The sequence below is a fragment of the Amycolatopsis sp. NPDC098790 genome (assembly GCF_044759945.1).
Classification (GTDB): Bacteria; Actinomycetota; Actinomycetes; order Mycobacteriales; family Pseudonocardiaceae; genus Amycolatopsis.
In genome coordinates, this window is sequence record NZ_JBIWAI010000001.1 from 1,441,112 (window position 1) to 1,459,637 (window position 18,526).

The 18,526-nt window shown below is 70.8% G+C and carries 18 protein-coding genes; 14 read left to right on the plus strand and 4 right to left on the minus strand.

The features are described 5' to 3' along the window. Position 1: 1 nt before the first annotated feature. From ACIQWX_RS07185 to ACIQWX_RS07195, 3 genes are read left to right on the plus strand one after another with little or no spacing between them, the layout of a single operon-like run. A complete protein-coding gene (locus ACIQWX_RS07185) occupies positions 2 to 922 on the plus strand; it encodes a carbohydrate ABC transporter permease (protein ID WP_400866777.1) in 921 nt (306 codons plus the stop codon). Continuing rightward, the gene (locus ACIQWX_RS07190) at positions 919 to 1,737 is read left to right on the plus strand and encodes a carbohydrate ABC transporter permease (RefSeq protein ID WP_400866780.1); all 819 of its coding nucleotides are present in this window, start codon (positions 919 to 921) and stop codon (positions 1,735 to 1,737) included. The genes ACIQWX_RS07185 and ACIQWX_RS07190 overlap by 4 nt, the downstream gene beginning before the upstream one ends. A gap of 14 nt (positions 1,738 to 1,751) precedes the next feature. Continuing rightward, a complete protein-coding gene (locus ACIQWX_RS07195) occupies positions 1,752 to 3,746 on the plus strand; it encodes an alpha-galactosidase (protein ID WP_400866783.1) in 1,995 nt (664 codons plus the stop codon). On the opposite strand, the gene ACIQWX_RS07200 is transcribed toward ACIQWX_RS07195, so the two are convergent. From ACIQWX_RS07200 to ACIQWX_RS07210, 3 genes are all read right to left on the minus strand, one after another. Beyond that, a complete protein-coding gene (locus ACIQWX_RS07200; RefSeq protein WP_400866786.1) occupies positions 3,729 to 4,925 on the minus strand; it encodes a glycosyltransferase in 1,197 nt (398 codons plus the stop codon). The two genes, ACIQWX_RS07195 and ACIQWX_RS07200, sit on opposite strands and share 18 nt — an antisense overlap. A gap of 118 nt (positions 4,926 to 5,043) precedes the next feature. Then, positions 5,044 to 6,033 (minus strand): lactonase family protein, encoded by a 990-nt coding sequence (locus ACIQWX_RS07205; protein WP_400866788.1) that lies wholly within the window; start codon positions 6,031 to 6,033, stop codon positions 5,044 to 5,046. Next, positions 6,026 to 6,643, minus strand: coding sequence for a bifunctional 4-hydroxy-2-oxoglutarate aldolase/2-dehydro-3-deoxy-phosphogluconate aldolase (locus tag ACIQWX_RS07210; RefSeq protein ID WP_400866791.1), 618 nt, complete (start codon positions 6,641 to 6,643; stop codon positions 6,026 to 6,028). Before ACIQWX_RS07210 ends, ACIQWX_RS07205 begins: the two co-directional genes overlap by 8 nt. 113 nt (positions 6,644 to 6,756) lie before the next feature. On the opposite strand from ACIQWX_RS07210, the gene ACIQWX_RS07215 reads away from it, so the two are divergent. The 11 genes from ACIQWX_RS07215 (at position 6,757) to ACIQWX_RS07265 (ending at position 17,808) form a co-directional block, all read left to right on the plus strand. Further along, positions 6,757 to 8,796 carry a hypothetical protein gene (locus ACIQWX_RS07215; protein WP_400866793.1) on the plus strand — a complete coding sequence of 680 codons (2,040 nt, stop codon included), beginning with the start codon at positions 6,757 to 6,759 and terminating at the stop codon, positions 8,794 to 8,796. Between the two features lie 16 nt (positions 8,797 to 8,812). Next, positions 8,813 to 9,496: an SDR family NAD(P)-dependent oxidoreductase gene (locus ACIQWX_RS07220; protein ID WP_400866796.1), complete on the plus strand. Its 684-nt coding sequence runs from the start codon at positions 8,813 to 8,815 to the stop codon at positions 9,494 to 9,496. 13 nt (positions 9,497 to 9,509) lie between these two features. After that, entirely contained in the window at positions 9,510 to 10,655 is a 1,146-nt protein-coding gene (gene dgoD, locus ACIQWX_RS07225; protein ID WP_400866799.1) for a galactonate dehydratase, read from the plus strand. After that, positions 10,649 to 11,494, plus strand: coding sequence for a DUF4380 domain-containing protein (locus ACIQWX_RS07230; RefSeq protein ID WP_400866802.1), 846 nt, complete (start codon positions 10,649 to 10,651; stop codon positions 11,492 to 11,494). Before dgoD ends, ACIQWX_RS07230 begins: the two co-directional genes overlap by 7 nt. Beyond that, positions 11,491 to 12,918: an adenylosuccinate lyase gene (purB, locus tag ACIQWX_RS07235; protein WP_400866805.1), complete on the plus strand. Its 1,428-nt coding sequence runs from the start codon at positions 11,491 to 11,493 to the stop codon at positions 12,916 to 12,918. Before ACIQWX_RS07230 ends, purB begins: the two co-directional genes overlap by 4 nt. Before the next feature lie 120 nt (positions 12,919 to 13,038). Beyond that, positions 13,039 to 13,857 carry a substrate-binding periplasmic protein gene (locus ACIQWX_RS07240; protein WP_400866807.1) on the plus strand — a complete coding sequence of 273 codons (819 nt, stop codon included), beginning with the start codon at positions 13,039 to 13,041 and terminating at the stop codon, positions 13,855 to 13,857. Position 13,858: 1 nt separating this feature from the next. Further along, positions 13,859 to 14,635, plus strand: a complete 777-nt coding sequence (locus ACIQWX_RS07245) for an ABC transporter substrate-binding protein (protein ID WP_400866810.1) — start codon at positions 13,859 to 13,861, stop codon at positions 14,633 to 14,635. After that, positions 14,632 to 15,393 (plus strand): ABC transporter substrate-binding protein, encoded by a 762-nt coding sequence (locus tag ACIQWX_RS07250; protein ID WP_400866813.1) that lies wholly within the window; start codon positions 14,632 to 14,634, stop codon positions 15,391 to 15,393. The genes ACIQWX_RS07245 and ACIQWX_RS07250 overlap by 4 nt, the downstream gene beginning before the upstream one ends. After that, positions 15,394 to 16,146: an amino acid ABC transporter permease gene (locus tag ACIQWX_RS07255; RefSeq protein ID WP_400866816.1), complete on the plus strand. Its 753-nt coding sequence runs from the start codon at positions 15,394 to 15,396 to the stop codon at positions 16,144 to 16,146. Further along, a complete protein-coding gene (locus ACIQWX_RS07260) occupies positions 16,143 to 16,883 on the plus strand; it encodes an amino acid ABC transporter ATP-binding protein (protein ID WP_400866819.1) in 741 nt (246 codons plus the stop codon). Before ACIQWX_RS07255 ends, ACIQWX_RS07260 begins: the two co-directional genes overlap by 4 nt. A gap of 43 nt (positions 16,884 to 16,926) precedes the next feature. After that, the gene (locus ACIQWX_RS07265; RefSeq protein ID WP_400866822.1) at positions 16,927 to 17,808 is read left to right on the plus strand and encodes an MOSC domain-containing protein; all 882 of its coding nucleotides are present in this window, start codon (positions 16,927 to 16,929) and stop codon (positions 17,806 to 17,808) included. Here the strand turns inward: ACIQWX_RS07265 and ACIQWX_RS07270 are convergent. Then, on the minus strand, positions 17,691 to 18,497 hold the full coding sequence (locus ACIQWX_RS07270) for an S-adenosyl-l-methionine hydroxide adenosyltransferase family protein (RefSeq protein WP_400869436.1): 807 nt from the start codon (positions 18,495 to 18,497) through the stop codon (positions 17,691 to 17,693). The genes ACIQWX_RS07265 and ACIQWX_RS07270 overlap by 118 nt on opposite strands. Between the last annotated feature and the right edge of the window lie 29 nt (positions 18,498 to 18,526).

The window sequence follows — 18,526 nt, forward strand, 5'->3', positions numbered from 1 at the left end:
CATGGCGGTGCTGACCGCCGAACGGCCGAAGACCGCGGCGCGGGCGCCGAAACGCCGTCGCCGGATCTCACCGGTGCTGCTGGCGTTCGTCCTGGTGCCCCTGGTCGTCGAGGGGTTCTGGGTGTTCTGGCCGGCGCTGCAGGGCTTCTACCTGGCGTTGACGAACTGGGACGGCGTCTCGGCGCCCACGTTCGTCGGTCTGGGCAACTTCGCCGAGATGTTCTCCGACGACATCTTCAAGACCGCCGCGCTCGACACGGTGATCTGGCTCGTGCTCTTCGGCGGGCTCTCGGCCGTCGGCGGGCTCGCGCTGGCGACCCTGTTGCAACGCGAGCGCAAGGGCGTCGGGTTCTACCGGGCCGCGCTGTTCACGCCGGTGGTGTTCTCGCTGGTCGCGACTTCGCTGATCTGGCAGGTGATCTACCAGCCGGACGGCGTCTTCAACAAGGTGCTCGGCGCGATCGGCCTCGGCAGCTGGCAGCACGCCTGGCTCGCCGACCCGAAAACGGCGCTGTACGCGGTGCTCGTCCCGGCGCTGTGGCGGCAGCTCGGGTACGTGATGGTGCTGTACCTGGCCGGCCTCAAGGGGATCGACCCGGTGCTCTACGAAGCGGCCAAACTGGACGGCGCCACGGCCTGGCAGCAGTTCCGCAACGTGACGTGGCCGCAGCTGCGCAGCGTCAACTCTGTAGTCCTGTCGGTGATCATCATCGACTCGCTGCGGTCGTTCGACGTCGTGTGGTCGATGACGAAGGGCGGGCCGTACCACTCGTCCGAGCTGCTCAGCACGTACATGTACGCGACGGCGTTCCAGTCTCTGCGCCTCGGCTACGCGTCCGCGCTCGCCGTGGTGATCTTCGTGCTGGCGTTCGGCGTGATCGTGACCTACCTCGTGCGCGCGTTCCGGGAGGAAGACCAGTGAGGGTACGGACCTTCGGTTTCCACCTCCTGTCCGGCGGGCTGGCGGTGCTGTGGCTGCTGCCGATCCTGCTGGTGCTGACGACGAGCGTCCGGTCCTTTTCGGACATCGCGTCGAACGGGCTCGGCGCGTTGCCGTCGTCGTTCACCTTGGACGGCTTCGGGCAGGCATGGGGCGAGGGCGGCGGCGGGCACGCGATGCTCAACAGCCTGCTCGTGACGATCCCGACCGTGTTGCTCGCGCTGCTGCTCAGCTCGGCGGCGGCGTTCGCGCTCAGCCGGTACCAGATCCCGTTCCGCCGCACGATCATCCTGGTGATGCTGGCCGGCAACCTGCTGCCGCCGCAGATCCTGCTCGTGCCGGTGGCGAAGCTGTCGGAGCTGCTGGGTATCTACGACACGCTGACGGCGTTGATCGTCGTGCAGGTCGGGTTCGGGCTCGGCTTCTACACGTTCGTGCTGCAGGGGTTCATGCGCTCGATCCCCGGCGAGATCCAGCAGGCGGCGCTGATCGACGGCGCCGGCGTCGCGCAGATCTTCTGGCGGATCATCCTGCCGATGACCCGCCCGGCGCTGGCCGCGCTCGGCGCGCTCGCGTTCACGTGGACGTTCAACGACCTGCTGTGGTCGATCACCGTGCTGCGCACCGGGACCGTGATGCCGGTGACGCCGGCGCTGCTCGGCCTGCAGGGCCAGTACGTGTCCAACTGGAACGTGATCGCGGCGGGCTCGGTCATCGCGGCCGTGCCGACCGTGGCCGTGTTCCTGCGGTTCCAGAAGCACTTCATCTCGGGTTTGGCGATCGGGGCGATCAAGTGACGTGGACCATGTCCATGAAGTCCACTTCGTACACCGTGGCGCTGGACCCCACCGAGCGCTGGCTCGAGCTGGTGGCGTGGGGTCCACACGGGATCGAGGACGGGCCGTCGGTGTTCACGAACGCGGGCGCGGTGCACTTCATCACCGACGCCGACGCGGCTCCGGTCGAGTACGCGCCGCTGGGGCAGCGCCCGTTCTCCGGCGCGGACGTCTCGGTGCGCGGTGGTTCGTGGTGGCGGTTCGACTCCGCGTCCTCGGGCGATGACCTGCGAGTGACCTTTGTGGACGATCCCTCGGGTCTGCGTGCGGTGCTGTGCTACCGGCCGGTGCCCGAAACGGACGTCCTGACCCGGTGGGTCGAGTTCGAGAACACGGGCTCGTCGACGCTGGAGTTCGACCGGCTGGGCTCGGCGGGTGTGTGCGTGCCGACGGTGTCCGGCGCCCGGTTGACGTACCTGACCGGCCAGTGGTCACAGGAGTTCACGCGCCGCACGGTGGACCTGCCCGCCGGCGGGTTCCGGATGGAGAGCCGGTTCGGCGTCCCGGGTCACGCGCACGTGCCGTGGCTGGCGGTGCAGGACGCGTCCGGCGGTCCCGCGTACGGCGTCTCCCTGGAGTGGCCGGGATCGTGGTCGATCGAAGCGGACGTCGAGCCTTCAGGCTTGACGCGCGTCCGGGCCGGACGATTGCCGTCGCCGGGTCCGGTGCTGCTGGAACCGGGTGCTTCCCTGGTGACGCCCGCGGTTGCACTGGCGTCCAGTGTGGACGGACTCGCCGGGCTCGCCTCGGTGTGGCACGACTACGACCGCGTGCTGGCCGGCTCCCGTTGGCGACGGCCGCGTCCAGTGCTCTACAACTCCTGGGAAGCCACCGGCTTCGACGTCCGGAGCGAGCACCAGCTGGAGCTGGCGAAGCGGGCGGCCGACCTCGGCGTCGAGCTGTTCGTGGTCGACGACGGCTGGTTCACCGGCCGCGACGACGACACCGGCGGGCTCGGCGACTGGACCCCGGCGGACCCGTCGTTCGGCGAATTCGTCGAGTCGGTGCGGGAACTGGGCCTGGAGTTCGGGCTGTGGGTCGAGCCCGAGTCGGTCAGCCCGAAGTCGCGGCTGTACGCCGAGCACCCGGACTGGGTGTACCGCATCGACGGCCGCCCGCAGACGCTGATCCGCAACCAGCTCCTGCTGGACCTCGGCTTGCCGGAGGTCGTCGCCTTCGTCAAGTCCACTTTGGACGCGTTGCTGACCGAGTACCCGATCTCGTACCTGAAGTGGGACATGAACCGCCCACCCACCGAACGCGGCCGCCCGGGCTCGCCGGATGCGGACTTGGACGCCGAGCACGTCGCCGGGTACCTGGCGGTGCTGGACCATCTGCGCGCGGCGCACCCGCACGTCACGATCGAGGCGTGCGCGGGCGGTGGCGGCCGGACGGACCTGGCGACGGTCGCGCGCACCGACGTCGTCTGGCCGAGCGACAACACGGGACCGCTGGACCGGCTGGCGATCCAGGACGGGTTCCTGCTGATGCACGCGCCGCACCTGATGAGCTCGTGGGTGACGGACTCCCCGGGCGTCTTCGACCCGCGGCCACGCTCGCTGCGCTTCCGGTTCGTCACGGCGATGGCCGGGGTGCTCGGGATCGGCGCCGACCTGTCGAAGTGGACGCCCGAGCAGCACGCCGAGGCAGCCGGACTGGTCGCGGTCTACAAGTCGATCCGGGACGTCGTCCACCACGGCGTCGCCCGGGTCCTGGCGGGCGCGAACCAGTACACCTCGGAGGACGGCGACACCGTGGTGGTGCTGGCGTGGAACACCGGCGAGCTGACGGGCGCACCGCTGGTCCCGGGACGCTCGTCGCGCGTGCGTCTCGAAGTGTGTCCCAAATCGTCCTATGTGGACGAAAGCGGAGCCCGGTACTCAGGCGCCTACCTGAAGTACGCGGGTCTCCCCTTCGACTGGACCGCGGCCCACGACGCGGACGTCGTCGTCCTACGCCGGGTCGAGTAGCAGCTTCGCGGCGGCGACGGTGCCGTCGGTGCTGACGAGCGCCGCCACCTCAGCGGCGCGGTCCTTCACGGCCAGGGCCGCGCCGAGTGCCGCCGTCAGGGATTCGACCGTCGGCACCGGACCGTCGTGGGCGACGCCGGCGCCCAACGCGGCGACCCGGCCCGCCCAGTACGGCTGGTCGGTCGCCTGCGGCACGACCACCTGAGGGACGCCGGCCCGCGCGGCCGTCGTCGTGGTCCCGGCGCCGCCGTGGTGCACGACCGCCGCCATCCGCGGGAACAGTGCCTGGTGGTTGACCTCGTCGACCAGGAAGACGTCGTCGCCCTCGACGGTCAGGCCCGCCCAGCCGCGCTTGAGCACCAGACGGCGGCCGTGCGCCCGCACCGCCGCCACGGCCACCTCGGCGACGTCCGCTGCCGCGTGCATCGGCATGCTCCCGAACCCGACGTACACGGGCGGCTCGCCGTCGGCCAGGAACGCCGCCAGGTCGGCGGGCAGCGGCCGCTCGTCCGGCACGATCCACGCGCCGGTCTGGACCACGTCGAGGTCCTCGTCCGGCAGCCACGGGTCCAGGACCCGGTCGGTCGCCAGCCACGGCCGCTTGCCGACGACGAACCCGCGCACGTCGTCCACCGCGGGCAGGCCGTGCGCGGCCCGGCTCGCGTTGAGGCCTGGCCCGAACAGCACGTTCAGGCTCTCTCGGTCGACGTCCCAGAGCGCGCGGTTGTCGGTGACGCCCGCCGGGTGCGGCCGGCCGGGGTAGGCGAGCGGCGCGTGGTGCGGCGACGGCAGCGACAGCTTCTGGAACGCCACGTAGTGCGCCGGGATCCCGGCCAGTTCGGCCACCGACAGCGCGCCGGCCGCGGTCGGCATCATGCCGGTGGCCACCAGCACGTCACAGTCCTCGGCGGCCGCCGGCATGACGTCGAACTGGGCCGCGATCAGCTGCGCGGCCCGCTCGGGCAGCGAAGACGGCGCCGGCGCGGCCTTCGTCAGCTCGCGCGCCGACGGCCCGACCGGCACCAGCGGCACGCCGACAGCGGCCAGCCGCCGCACGAAGTCCTCGTCCGGCGGCGCGCACACCGTCACCTCGGCGCCCAGTTCCTTCAGCCGCACCGCGAACGCCGCCAACGGCTCGACGTCGCCGCGGGAGCCGTAGGTGGACAGCAGAACACGCATCGCGCAAACCCCCAGGTCGTTGATCAGTGCGCTGATTCTGCGGGACGCACGGGGGCTTGCCGCAAGCCCGGGGGTGCGCTATACCTTGGGTACGCCGGAAGAGTCCCCTGTGGACTTCTCAGAGCGGGAGCACGAAGGTCGGCGAACCCGTCGGGTAGTGCCGCAGCTCCGCTTCCCCCGAAGCCGTCAGCGTGAACGCCGTGATCGCGTCCGCCGACTGCGCTGCGACGTAGCACGTGCCGTCCACCAGCGCGAAGTGCCGTGGGTTCGCGCCGCACGGCTGGTCGGCCACCGCGGCCGCCTCGTCCAGCGCGAACTCCGTCACGCAGTCCGGGCCGCGGTTCGACACGTACATGCGCGAACCGGTCAGCTCCAGGTGGGCCACCAGGTTCGGCGTCACCGACGACAGCGTCGACGCCGTGACCGACACCACGTCGAACGCGCCCGGCGAAGATTCCCGGACCGTCACGACGGTTCCGGCCAGTTCCCCGACGACGTACGCAAGGTCCGTGCCCGGACGGCGGACCAGCTGGCGCGGGCCGGTGCCCGGCGGCAACGCCGAGACCGCGAGCAGCTCGGCCGAACCGTCGGAGGACAGCGTGTAGCTGCGGATTTCGTCGGTGCCCAGGTCGACCGCGCTCACGATGCCGTCGCCGGGAACCGCCATGTGGACGTGCGCGGCTTCCTGGCGGTCGGTGCGCAGACCACTGCCTTCGTGCTGGACCAGCGCGGTCCGTGCCTCGATGGCGCCGTACGGCGATAAGGAGAACACGGCCAGGCTGCCGCCGGTGTAGTTGGCGCACACCAGGAACCGGCCGTCCGGGGTGACCGCGAGGTGGCACGGGTGCGCGCCACCCGTCTCGGCCGTGCCGAGGACCGACAGCTTGCCGGAGTCGTCGAAGGAAAGCGCTGTCACCGAACCGGTAGCGGTCTCGTTCACCGCGTACAGCACCGGCAACGAGGGGTGCCGGGTCAGCCACGACGGCGACTCCAGCGGCAGCGTGGCCACTTCCGTCAACGAACCGGTCGCGGACCGGGAGAACGTCGTGATGCCGGTGCCGTTCCCCGCTTCCCCGGTGTAGCACCCGACGAAGACCAGCTCAGCCATGCGCGCTCCTCAACAGCGTCTCGACCCGGGCGGAGATGTCCGCGGTGGTGCCGCGGGTCAACGCCGAGCCGACCCCGCACGCCACCGCGCCCGCTGCCAGCCAGCCTGGCACGTCCCCGGGCCCGATGCCGCCGGTGGGCACGAGCGGCGCCTGCGGGAGCGCGGCCCGCACGTCCGTCACCCACGACGGGGTCAGCGCGGAGGCGGGGAAAACCTTGACGGCGTCGGCACCTTCTTCGAGCGCACGCACGATTTCGGTGACCGAACCGGCCCCGGGGAAGGCGGCGGCCCCGTACCGGTGAGCGGTACGGATGACGGCGGCGTCCACCGACGGCGACACGAGGAACCGCGCCCCAGCGCGGATGGCGAGCACGGCGGAGGCCTCGTCGAGGACGGTGCCGGCGCCGATGGTCGCGTCCGGGTAGGCGGCGGCCAGGCCGGAGATGGCGTCGAGGGCACCGGGGTTGGTGAGCGGCAGTTCGACGGACCGCAACCCGGCTTCGAGCGCGGCGCGGGCGGCGGAGACCGCGGACTCCGCGTCGTAGGTGCGCACGATGCCGATGACGCCTTGGCGCAGTGCGTTCGCTGTGATCTCCCACCGGTAGCTCATCGGCCGAGCATACCCCGTGAAATCTTAATTTAGGATTTATTCTTGACGGGCGCCGAGACCGCCCGGCATGCTGCTCCCCGGCTCGCAGTTCACCGGAGAAAGGCGTCCGGCACATGCTCCTCAAGAGAACTCTGGCGGTGGTCGCCGCGATGGCGGCCGCGGTCACCGTGGCCCCCGCCCAAGCGGCCCCGGCCGTGGACCAAGGCGCTCCCGACTACTACGACAGCGGGGTCGCGAAGACCCCCTACATGGGCTGGAACACCTACTACGGCCTCGGCGCCCCGAGCGAGACGTCGGTCAAGTCCGTCGCGGACTTCCTCGTCTCCAGCGGCCTGCGCGACGCCGGCTACCGCTACGTCTGGATTGACGGCGGCTGGACCGCGCCCGATCCGCGTGACGCACAGGGCAACCTCCACGAGGACGCCGCGAAGTTCCCGAGTGGACTGTCCTCTTTGGTCACCTACCTGCACGGCAAGGGCCTGAAAGCCGGCATCTACACCGACGCCGGCGCCTCCGACGGCAAGAACTGCGCCGCCGGCTCGGGCGGCTACTACGAGCAGGACACCAAGCGGTTCGCGAGCTGGAAGTTCGACGCCGTCAAGGTCGACTTCCTCTGCGGCATCGCCCAGAACCTCAAGCCCGCCGAGGCGTTCACGCAGTTCAGCCAGGCCCTCGCCAAGGCGGGCCGCCCGATGGTGCTCAACATCTGCAACCCGGTCACCGACGAGTGGGGCGTCCCGCACGGGCCCGACCAGGTCGCCGGCATCGCCTACAGCTACGGCCCGCTCGTCGCCGACTCCTGGCGCACCAGCACGGACATCGCGTTCGGCACGCCGTACGAGGGCATCTGGAAAGACGTCCTGCGCAACATGGACGCCAACGCCGCGCACCCCGAGGCCAACGGGCCGGGTCACTACAACGACCCCGACTACCTCATCCCGATGCGCAAGACCGAGCAGGGCACCTACGAGCTGAACGAGGAGGAGTCGACCACCCAGTTCGTCATGTGGGCGGAGATGGCCTCCCCGCTCATCCTCGGCTCCGACCCGCGCACGCTCCCCGCGTCGATGCTGAAGACGTTGAAGAACCCCGAAATCGTCGGCGTCAACCAGGACCGCCTCGGCATCCAGGGCGTCCGCGTCGCGACGACCGGCAGCACCGACACCTACAGCAAGGTCCTCTCCCAGCGAGGCGACCGGGCCGTCGTGCTCCTCAACCGCGGTGAGACGCCGACGCAGATGACGCTGAAGTTCGCCGACGCGGGCCTCAGTGGCCGGGTGTCCATTCGCGACCTCCGCGCTCGCGCCGACCGCGGCACTGCCGTCGGCGAGTACACGGTCACCGTCCCGGCGCACGGCACCGCGTTCCTCCGCCTGCACGGCACCGACCTCGTCCCCGGCGACGACGTCGGCGGGCCCGCGTCCGCCAGCCCGGCGGTCGTCCGGACCGGCGGGAAGACCGTGACGTTCTTCCGCGACTCCGCCGGGAACCTCCGGCAGCACGGCCTCGACGGGTCGCTGCAGGTCGGCGGCAAGTTCCTCGGCCAGCCCGCCGCGGTGGCCACGCCGACCGGCATCGACGTCTACGTCCGCGGCCTCGACAACGCCCTCTACCAGCGCAGTTACTCGAAGCGCTGGGGCGACTGGAAGCGGCTCGGCGGCACGCTCACCGACTCGCCGTCCGTGACCGGCGACGGAACGGTCTTCGTCCGCGGTGCCGACGGCCAGGTCTGGCAGCGGACCAGCGCCGGTCAGTGGTCTGGTCTCGGCGCGCCCGGCGGCAAGCCGATCTACGGCCGTCCCGGCGCGGCGACGTCCACCAGCGGCACGGTCGTCGCCGTCCGCACCGCCGACGACAGCGTCTGGGCCCGCACGAAGACCGGTGACGCCTGGTCGGACTGGACGTCCATCGGCGGCACCGTCAGCAGCAGCCCGACGCTGGTCGCGGCCGGCGCGAAGGTCGCGCTCACCGCGTCCGCGAGCGACTACTCGCTGTGGGCCAACGAGTGGTCCGGCTCGTGGGCGGGCTGGTTCAAACGGCCGGAGTACCCGAGCGGGAGCATCGTGGGAACCCTCGGCGCGGCGTCCGACGGCGCGTCGCTGTGGTTCGCCGCCCGCGGGCCGGACGACCATGTGCACGTAGCGAAGTTCTGAGAAACGGAGAACGGCGATGTCCACGCGCACCGCGGTGGTGACCGGAGCGGCGTCCGGGATCGGGCTGGCCACGGCCCGCAAGCTCCTGGCCGACGGCTACCGCGTGCTGGGCGTGGACATCGCCGAACTCCCCGACGGCGTCACGCCGATCCGGGGCAGCGTCGCCGAGGAAGCGACCTGGGCGGACATCGGCGAGGTGGACGCCCTGGTCAGCAACGCCTACGTCCCCAGCACCGGGCCGCTGCACGAAATCGACCGCGCCGAGTGGCAGCGCCAGCTCGACGTCAACCTGACCGGCACCTACCTCGCATTGAAGGCGTGCCTGCCGTCCCTGCGAAAAAAGGGCGGCGCGGTCGTGCTCGTCTCGTCGGTGCACGCGCACTTCGGCCTGCCGGGCCACCCCGCGTACGCCGCCAGCAAGGGCGCGCTCGTCGCGCTGGCCCGGCAGCTCGCCGTCGAATACGCCCCGGACGTGCGGGTCAACTCCGTCCTGCCGGGCCCGGTGCTCACCGAGGCATGGGCGCGGATCTCGCCGGAAGACCGCGAGCGCAGCGCCCAGGCGACCCCGGCCCGCCGCCTCGGCGACCCGGCCGAAGTCGCGAACGTGATCGCGTTCCTGCTCTCGGACGCGGCATCGTTCGTCACCGGGGCCGAGCTGACCGTCGACGGCGGCTGGTCCGCCGCCAAGGATTCCGCGTAGATGGGGGACACGGGTGAAGATCACCGGGGTTGAAACGTTTCTGACCGCGCCGCGCTGGCTGTTCCTCAAGGTCAGCACGGACGAGGGCGTCTGCGGCTGGGGCGAGCCCGTGGTCGAGGGCCGCGCGGAGACCGTGCGCGCGGCCGTCCACGAGCTGTCCGAGCTGCTGATCGGCCAGGACCCGCTGCGCATCGAAGACCACTGGCAGGTGCTGCGCCGCGGCGGCTTCTACCGCGGCGGGCCGGTGCTCTCGAGTGCCTTGGCCGGGTACGACCACGCGCTGTGGGACATCGCCGGCAAGGTCCGCGACGCGCCGGTGCACGAGCTGCTCGGCGGCCCGGTGCGCGACCGCGTCCGCGTCTACAGCTGGGTCGGCGGCGACCGGCCGTCCGGCATCCGCGAAGCCGTGTCCGCGCAGGTCGAGGCCGGGTTCACGGCGGTGAAGATGAACGTCGCCGGCCCGCTGACGGCGATCGCTTCCCCCGCCGAGGCCGACGCGGCGGTGGCGCGCGCGTGGGAGGCGCGGGAGGTCCTCGGCCCGCACCGCGACCTGGCGATCGACTTCCACGGCCGCGTCTCGCCCGCGATGGCGCGGCGGCTGGTCAAGCTCCTGGAGGACGTCCAGCCGATGTTCGTCGAGGAGCCGATCCTGCCGGAGACCCAGGGCGACGCGCTGCGCTCGGTCGTCGAGGCGTCCACCGTGCCGATCGCGGTCGGTGAGCGGCTCTACTCCCGCTGGGAATTCAAGCCGGTGCTCGACGCGGGTGTCGCCGTGCTCCAGCCGGACCCGTCGCACGCCGGTGGCATCTCCGAGCTGCGGCGGATCGGCGCGCTGGCCGAGGTGTACGGCGCTTCGCTCGCCCCGCACTGCCCGCTCGGCCCGATTTCGCTGGCCGCGTCCATGCAGGTCGCGTTCGCGACGCCGAACTTCCTGATCCAGGAACAGAGCGTCGGCATGCACTACCACGAGGGCCGCGAGCACCAGTACCTCGTGGACGCGTCGCTCTTCGCGTTCCAGGACGGCTACGCGGCCCGGCCGGTGAAGCCCGGGCTCGGCATCGAGGTCGACGAAGAAGCCGTCCGGCGTGCCGACGCGGTCGGGCACAGCTGGCGCTCGCCGGTCTGGCGCCACGACGACGGCGGCCTCGCCGAATGGTGACCTGGCTCGAGCGCGGCGAACTGCGGCTCGGCCTGGTCCCGGAGCTGGGTGGGCGGCTGCTTTCGGTGCGCCACCGCGGTACCGAACTGCTCTGGCGGAACCCGGAGCTGCTCGACGACGACCTGCGCGGCGACTACCGGCCGAACTCCGGGCGGATGGGCGACTGGGTCAACTACGGCGGCGACAAGACGTGGCCCGCGCCCCAGGGGTGGTCCGGTCCCGGCGAATGGGCGGGCCCACCGGACCCGGTCCTCGACTCGGGGCCGTACGCGGCGGTCGTCGACGGCGACACGGTCACCATGACCAGCGCGCCGGACCCGCGCACCGGCCTCCGGTTCACCCGCGCGATCACGATCCTCGACGCCGGTTACGCGCTGCGGCTGAGCGCGCTCAACACCGCGGACCGCCCGGTCCGATGGGCGCTGTGGAACGTGACCCAGCTCCCCGGCGGTGGCACGGTCACGGCGGGACTCCGGCGGCCGGACGTCGTCGCGCTGGTCGCGGGCACCGGCACGCCGGAGTACACAGTGGACGGTGACCGGCTGGTCGTGCCGCCGCAGGACGTCGTCGGCAAGCTCGGCGTCCCGGGCACGGCGGGCTGGGTTTCCTACGGTGCCCTGACGCTGTCGTTCGACGTCGACCCGGCGGGCGAGTACCCGGACGAGGGGTCGCCGCTGGAGATCTGGCTGGAGCACCCGCTGCCGTCGCCGCTCGCCGGGCTGGGCGACCTCGACCCGCCCGCGCGGATCGTCGAACTCGAGGTGCTCGGCCCGCTGACCTGGCTCGACCCGGGAGCCACGACGAGCCTGACCATCCACGCGGGTATCGTTGAGCCGTGACGGACAAGCCCCGCATTCCGAACGTGCTCGCCGCCCGCTACGCCTCGCCGGAGCTGGTCCGGCTCTGGTCGCCCGAGGAGAAGGTCGTCCTGGAGCGGCAGCTCTGGATCGCCGTCCTCAAGGCGCAGAAGGACCTCGGCGTCGACGTGCCCGACGGCGTCGTGGAGGACTACCAGCGGGTGATCGGCACCGTCGACCTCGAGTCGATCGCCGCCCGCGAGCGCGTCACCCGGCACGACGTCAAGGCGCGGATCGAGGAGTTCAGCGACCTCGCCGGCCAGGAGCACATCCACAAGGGCATGACCTCGCGCGACCTCACCGAGAACGTCGAGCAGCTGCAGCTGCTCCGCTCGCTGGAGCTGATGCGCACCCGCGTCGCCGCCGTGCTGGCGAAGCTGGCCACCCTCGCGGTCGAGCACGCCGACACCGTCATGGCCGGCCGCTCGCACAACGTCGCCGCGCAGGCCACCACGCTGGGCAAGCGGTTCGCCACGGCGGCCGACGAGCTGCTCGTCGCCTTCGAACGGCTCGACAACCTCGTCGAGCGCTACCCGCTGCGGGGCATCAAGGGCCCGGTCGGCACCGCGCAGGACATGCTCGACCTCCTCGGTGACGAGTCCACTTTGGACCAGCTCGAAGACCGCGTGATGCAGCACCTGGGTTTCAACCAGCGGTTCGTCAGCGTCGGCCAGGTCTACCCGCGCTCGCTCGACTTCGACGTGCTGTCCACTGTGGTCCAGCTCGCGGCGGCGCCGTCCAGCCTGGCCAAGACGATCCGGCTGATGGCCGGCCACGAGCTGGTCACCGAGGGCTTCAAGCCCGGCCAGGTCGGCTCGTCCGCCATGCCGCACAAGATGAACACCCGCTCGTGCGAGCGCGTGAACGGCCTTGCCGTCGTGCTGCGCGGCTACCTCTCGATGATCGGCGAGCTGGCCGGCGACCAGTGGAACGAGGGTGACGTCTCCGACTCGGTCGTCCGCCGCGTCGCGCTGCCGGACGCGTTCTTCGCGCTCGACGGCCTGCTGGAGACGTTCCTCACGGTTCTTTCGGAGTTCGGCGCCTTCCCAGCGGTGATCGAGCGTGAGCTGGATCGCTATCTGCCGTTCCTCACCACGACGAAGGTGCTCATGGCGGCGGTCCGCGCCGGCGTCGGACGTGAGACGGCCCACGAAGCCATCAAGGAGAACGCCGTCGCCGTCGCGCTCGAGATGCGCGAAGGCCGCGCCGACAACGACCTCCTCGACCGCTTCGCCGCCGACGAGCGCATTCCGCTCGACCGCGGCGAGCTGGACAAACTCCTCGCCGACCGGATCTCCTTCACCGGCACGGCGGGCCGTCAGGTCGGACAGGTGGCCGAACGCGTGGCGCGGGTGCTGGAGCGCTTTCCCGAAGCCGCGGGCTACGCGCCGCAGCCGATCCTGTGAGCTGACGCACGCGTCCACGGACTGGAACGAATCCACTCGAACGGGCCAAATCCCTAATCTCGATCGCTGACCCCGTGTTCTCCGCGCGCGACCCGCGCGCGCTCACCCATGGAAGAAGCGATGAGATCCACGCTGTCGAAGATCGCCGCGCTCGTCACCTCGGGCGCGCTGGCGCTGACCCTGGCCGCGTGCGGCTCGGACAGTGGTTCGGCCACCGCCCTGCGCGTCGGCACCCTGAGCGACGCCCCGCCGTCGATCTACCTGGAGAACGGCCGGTTCACCGGCTACGACAACGAACTGCTGCGCGACATCGCCCAGCGTGAGGGCTTCGAGGTCGAGTTCGTCGGCACGGAGTTCGCCGGCCTGCTGGCGGGTGTGGCGAACGGCAAGTTCGACATCGGCAGCTCGACGATCTCGAGCACCGAGGCGCGCAAGAAGACGGTCGCGTTCTCCAACGGCTACAACACCGGCTTCACCACGATCGTGACGGCCAAGGGCGCGAACCTGAAGGAACCGGCGGCGTTCGCCGGCAAGCGGCTCGGCGTCGTCCAGGGTTCGGTGCAGGACGAGTTCGCGGGCAAGACCGCGGGTGCGCAGGTCGTGCGTTTCCCGGACTACAACGCGGGTTTCGCGCAGCTGAAGAACGGCACGCTCGACGGCTGGGTGGTCCCGCAGGACATCGGCCAGAAGTACCTCGACCAGAACCCCGCGGTCCCGCTGGAGCTCGGCTACACCGTCGAGGACAAGGACACCCCGTCGGCGTTCGCCGTGGCGAAGAAGAACACGGACCTGCTGAACAAGCTGAACGACGGGCTCGCGAAGGCCGTCGCCGACGGCACGGTCGCCCGGATCTACGGCCAGTTCTACAAGAGCACGCCGCTGTCCGAGGAACTCCAGCAGGGTGGGCCCGGGTTGCCCGTCAAGAACGTGGGTGTCTGAGATGAAGAAGCTGCTCATCACCGCGCTGGCCGCTGCGCTCACGCTGACCGCGTGCGGCGGTGGTTCGGACAGCGCTTCCTCGACGCTGCGCGTCGGCACCCTGAGCGACGCCCCGCCGAACATCTTCCTCAAGGACGGCAACTACACCGGCTTCGACAACGAGCTGCTCAAGGACATCGCGGCCAAGCAGAACCTCAAGCTGGAGTTCGCCGCGACCGACTTCTCCGCGCTGCTCGGGCAGGTCGCGTCCGGCCGCTACGACATCGCCAGCTCGGCGATCGCGCAGACCGACGAGCGCAAGAAGACCGTCGACTTCTCCGCGGCCTACGACTTCGAGACGATGAGCATCCAGGCCAAGCAGGGCACGCCGGTCACCGACGAGAAAGGCTTGGCGGGCAAGCGGGTCGCCGTCATCCAGGCGACCGTCGGCGACCACTGGCTCGGCACCACGGTCCCGGACGCCCACGCCGTGCGGTTCCCCGACTACGCCGCCGCGCTGACCGCGTTGAAGACCGGCGCTGTGGACGCGTACATCCTGGACAAGAGCATCGCCGAGAAGAACGTCACCGACAACCCGGACGCCAAGCTCGTCGTGGTGAAGAGCTTCGTCACCGACGTGCCGCACGGCTTCGCGGTGAAGAAGGGCAACACCGAGCTGCTCGGGAAGATCGACGACGGTCTCAAGAAGGCCATCGCCGACGGCACGTGGCTGAAGCTGCACCAGCAGTTCCTGCCGAACGCGCCGGTGCCGGCCGGGTTCTCCGGGGGCGGCTCGTGAAGAAGGCACTGATCACCGCGGTCGTCGCGGTGCTGCTGACCGCGTGCGGCAGCTCCGACAGCGGGCCGGACACCCTGCGCGTCGGGACGCTCAGCGACTCGAAACCCAACGCCTACCAGGAAAACGGCACCTTCACCGGGTTCGACAACGAGCTGCTCAAGGCCATCGCGCAGAAGGAGGGCCTGAAGCTCGAGTTCGTCGCGACCGACTTCTCCGCCCTGCTCGGCCAGGTCGCCAACGGCACCTTTGCGATCGGCAGTTCGGCGATCGCGCAGACCGAAGCCCGCAAGAAGACCGTCGGCTTCTCGGAGCCGTACAACTACCAGGCCCTCGGCATCGCGGCGCGCGACACGGCCGGCATCACCGACGAGAACTCGTTGTCCGGCAAGCGGATCGGCGTCGTCCAGGGCACGGTGTCGGACAACTGGCTGGCGTCCAACGCGCCGGCCGCGCAGGCCGTCCGGTTCCCGAACGACGCCGCCGCGTTGAGCGCGCTCAAGACCGGCGCGGTCGACGGCGCGGTGTTCGACCAGGCCACCGCCGAGGACTACGCGAAGAACAATCCCGGCCTCAAGGTCGCCAAGTCGATCGTCACGACCATCCCGCACGGCTTCGCCGTCAAGAAGGGCGACGACGAGCTCGTGAACAAGCTCAACGACGGCATCAAGAAGGTCGTCGCGGACGGGACGTGGCTCAAGGTGCACGACCAGTTCGAGCCGACCGCGCCCGTGCCCGCCGAATTCAAGCCGGGGCAATAGATGGACCAGTTCCTCGACACCTTCCTGAACTGGGAGTACATCTGGCAGGTCTTCCCGGACCTGCTCAAGACCGGCCTGCTCAACACGCTCGTCCTCGCGCTGACGTCTGGGTTGATCGGCATCGTGTTCGGCATGGTGCTGGCGGTGATGGGCCTGTCCACCAAGCGCTGGCTGCGCTGGCCCGCGCGGATCTACACGGACATCTTCCGCGGCCTGCCGGCGATCCTGACGATCCTCGTGATCGGCCAGGGCCTCGGCACGCTCGCGCGGGACGTCGTCGGCACCAACCCGTACCCGCTCGGCATCCTGGCGCTCAGCCTGATCGCGGCCGCCTACATCGGCGAGATCTTCCGGTCCGGCATCCAAAGCGTCGACAATGGACAGCTGGAAGCCAGCCGCGCGCTCGGGATGAGCTACGGCAAGGCGATGCTGCTGGTGATCATCCCGCAGGGCGTCCGGCGCGTGCTGCCCGCGCTGGTGAACCAGTTCATCGCGTTGATCAAGGACTCCAGCCTGGTGTACTTCCTCGGCCTGCTGTCCGAGCAGCGCGAGCTGTTCCGCATCGGGCAGGACCTCGCGGCCAACACCGGCAACCTGTCGCCGCTGGTCGCCGCCGGGTTCGTCTACCTGGTCATCACCGTGCCGCTGACGCACCTGGTCAACTACATCGACAAGAAGCTCCGGACCGGCCGCAAGGTGCGCGCCGACGAACCGGAGCCGGACCTCGTCTCCAGTGGAAAGGTCACTTCGTGACGACGGCAGTGCGATCGTCCAGTGTGGAACTGCGGGACATCCACGTCCGGTTCGGGACGCTGGAAGTGCTGCGAGGCGTGGACTTGCGCGTCGAACGCGGCAAGACGACGTGCGTCATCGGGCCGTCCGGCTCGGGCAAGTCGACGCTGCTGCGGTGCGTGAACCGGTTGCAGGAGCCCGATTCCGGCGACCTGCTGCTCGACGACGAGTCCGTGATCAAGGCGGACCCGGACGTCCTGCGCCAGCGCGTCGGCATGGTGTTCCAGCACTTCAACCTCTTCGGCCACCGGAGCGTGCTGGACAACATCGTGCTGCCGCTGCGCAGCGTGAAGAAGCTGAGCAAGGAAGAGGCGACGGCGATCGCCCGCGCCCGGCTCGCCGAGGTCGGCCTCGCGGACAAGGCGCCGTACCGCCCGAGCGCGTTGTCCGGCGGTCAGCAGCAGCGCGTCGCGATCGCGCGGGCGCTGGCGATGGACCCCGAGGTGATGCTCTTCGACGAGGCCACCAGCGCGCTCGACCCCGAGCTGGTCAAGGGCGTGCTGGACCTGATGGCCGGGCTCGCGTCGCGGGGGCTCACGCTGATCGTGGTCACGCACGAGATGGGCTTCGCCAGGAGCGTGGCCGACGAGGTCGCGTTCATGGACGCGGGCAAGATCGTCGAGCAGGGGCCGCCGGCGCAGCTCTTCGACGACCCGCAGAGCCCTCGCCTGCGGCGATTCCTGTCACAGGTCCTCTAGAAACGACGCGCTTCCCCGCCGGGCCCGCGGGTAGCCTGCGGGCATGGCGAGGATCGCGCGGTTGACGTACTACCCGGTCAAGGGCTGCGCCGGCACCGACGTGCCGGTCGCCGAGGTCACCCCGGCCGGGCTGGCGCACGACCGCGTCTTCCAGGTCGTCGCGCCCGACGGCGACTTCCGCAGCCAGCGCCGCTACCCGGTGCTGGCCGCGGTCCGGCCGCGGGTGCTCGGTGACCGGCTCACCCTGTCCGCGCCCGGCCGCGACGACCTCGAACTCGACGTCCGGCGCGACGGCCCGCGGCACCCGGGGTCGACGTTCTCCTGGCACGGCGAAGGCATCCACCAGGGCGCCGAAGCCGCGGAGTGGTTCTCGGACCTGCTCGGCCTGCCCTCGGTGCTGATCGGCGTCGCACCGGACCACGAGCGCGTGACGAGCGGTGAGACGCCCGGCACGGCCGCGTTCGCCGACGGGCACGCGCTGCTCGTCGCCAGTGAGTCCTCTTTGGACGGCTTGAACGCGCGCATCCTCGAACGCGGTGGCGAGCCGGTGCCGATGGACCGCTTCCGCCCCAACGTGGTCGTCTCCGGCTGGCTCGACCCGCACACCGAGGACGAGGTCCGCGCGATGACCGCGGGCAGCGTGGAGTTCGGCTACGCCAAACAATGCGTGCGCTGCACGGTCCCGATGGTCGACCAGGAAACGGGCAAGAAGGCCGGCCCCGAACCGATCCGCACGCTCGCCGGTTACCGCCGTCACGCCGACGGCGGGGTGACGTTCGGGATGAAGGCGGCCGTCGTCCGGCCGGGTCAGCTCGCGGTCGGCGACGAGGTGATCGTGCACTCCTGGGCCGGTCCGAGCCCGAGCACCGCCGCGGCCGAACCGCCGTTGACGGCGACGGCGAGCCGCCCCGCCGAGTCCGTGTAGAGCACGCTCGCCCCGGCCGGGACGTCGGCGAAGGTCCGCCCGATCTCGGTGGTCACCGCGACCCGCTCGCTGTGCACGGACACCGCGCCCGACAGCCCCGACAGCTCCAGGTCCGCCGGGGTCGCCGCGAGCTGGACGTTGCCGAAGTGGTCGACCGTCAGCACCTCCGACACGAGCTTCCCCGGGAACGCCGCCACGAACGGCTCGGGCAGCTCGACCAGGTCGTCGACGCGTTCGCCGAAGTCGCTCGGCGCCACCCCCAGCGCAAGGTGCGCGGCCGCGGGCGCGAAGACGTCCCGCCCGTGGAACGTCGCCGACGTGACCGGCAGCCGCATCGACGGCTCGGTCAGCTCGTAGGCCGCCCGGACCCCGCCGAGTGCGTGCGCGGCCGGCAGCAGCAGGCCGTTGTCCGGCCCGACCAGCAGCCCGCCCCCGGCGACGACGACCACGCCGAGCCGGGCCGTGCCGACGCCCGGGTCGACGACGGCGACGTGCACCGCTTCCGGGAGGAAGGGCACGGTCTGGGCCAGCGCCATCGCGCCGTGCCGGATGTCCTGGGGTGGTACTTCGTGCGTCACGTCGATCACCCGCACGGCAGGCGCGAGCCGCGCGATCACGCCGTGGCAGGCCGCCACGAAGCCGTCGCGCAGGCCGTAGTCGGTCGTCACCGAGATCCAGTCGTACGCCATGTGAGCATCATCCATGGTGGCGGAGGGTG

Coding starts and splice junctions, on each gene's coding strand:
- ACIQWX_RS07185 (WP_400866777.1), top strand. CDS start 2: ATGGCGGTGCTGACCGCCGAACGGCCGAAGACCGCGGCGCGGGCGCCG.
- ACIQWX_RS07195 (WP_400866783.1), top strand. CDS start 1,752: ATGAAGTCCACTTCGTACACCGTGGCGCTGGACCCCACCGAGCGCTGG.
- ACIQWX_RS07200 (WP_400866786.1), bottom strand. CDS start 4,925: ATGCGTGTTCTGCTGTCCACCTACGGCTCCCGCGGCGACGTCGAGCCG.
- ACIQWX_RS07205 (WP_400866788.1), bottom strand. CDS start 6,033: ATGGCTGAGCTGGTCTTCGTCGGGTGCTACACCGGGGAAGCGGGGAAC.
- ACIQWX_RS07210 (WP_400866791.1), bottom strand. CDS start 6,643: ATGAGCTACCGGTGGGAGATCACAGCGAACGCACTGCGCCAAGGCGTC.
- ACIQWX_RS07215 (WP_400866793.1), top strand. CDS start 6,757: ATGCTCCTCAAGAGAACTCTGGCGGTGGTCGCCGCGATGGCGGCCGCG.
- ACIQWX_RS07220 (WP_400866796.1), top strand. CDS start 8,813: ATGTCCACGCGCACCGCGGTGGTGACCGGAGCGGCGTCCGGGATCGGG.
- ACIQWX_RS07230 (WP_400866802.1), top strand. CDS start 10,649: ATGGTGACCTGGCTCGAGCGCGGCGAACTGCGGCTCGGCCTGGTCCCG.
- ACIQWX_RS07240 (WP_400866807.1), top strand. CDS start 13,039: ATGAGATCCACGCTGTCGAAGATCGCCGCGCTCGTCACCTCGGGCGCG.
- ACIQWX_RS07245 (WP_400866810.1), top strand. CDS start 13,859: ATGAAGAAGCTGCTCATCACCGCGCTGGCCGCTGCGCTCACGCTGACC.
- ACIQWX_RS07255 (WP_400866816.1), top strand. CDS start 15,394: ATGGACCAGTTCCTCGACACCTTCCTGAACTGGGAGTACATCTGGCAG.
- ACIQWX_RS07265 (WP_400866822.1), top strand. CDS start 16,927: ATGGCGAGGATCGCGCGGTTGACGTACTACCCGGTCAAGGGCTGCGCC.
- ACIQWX_RS07270 (WP_400869436.1), bottom strand. CDS start 18,497: ATGGCGTACGACTGGATCTCGGTGACGACCGACTACGGCCTGCGCGAC.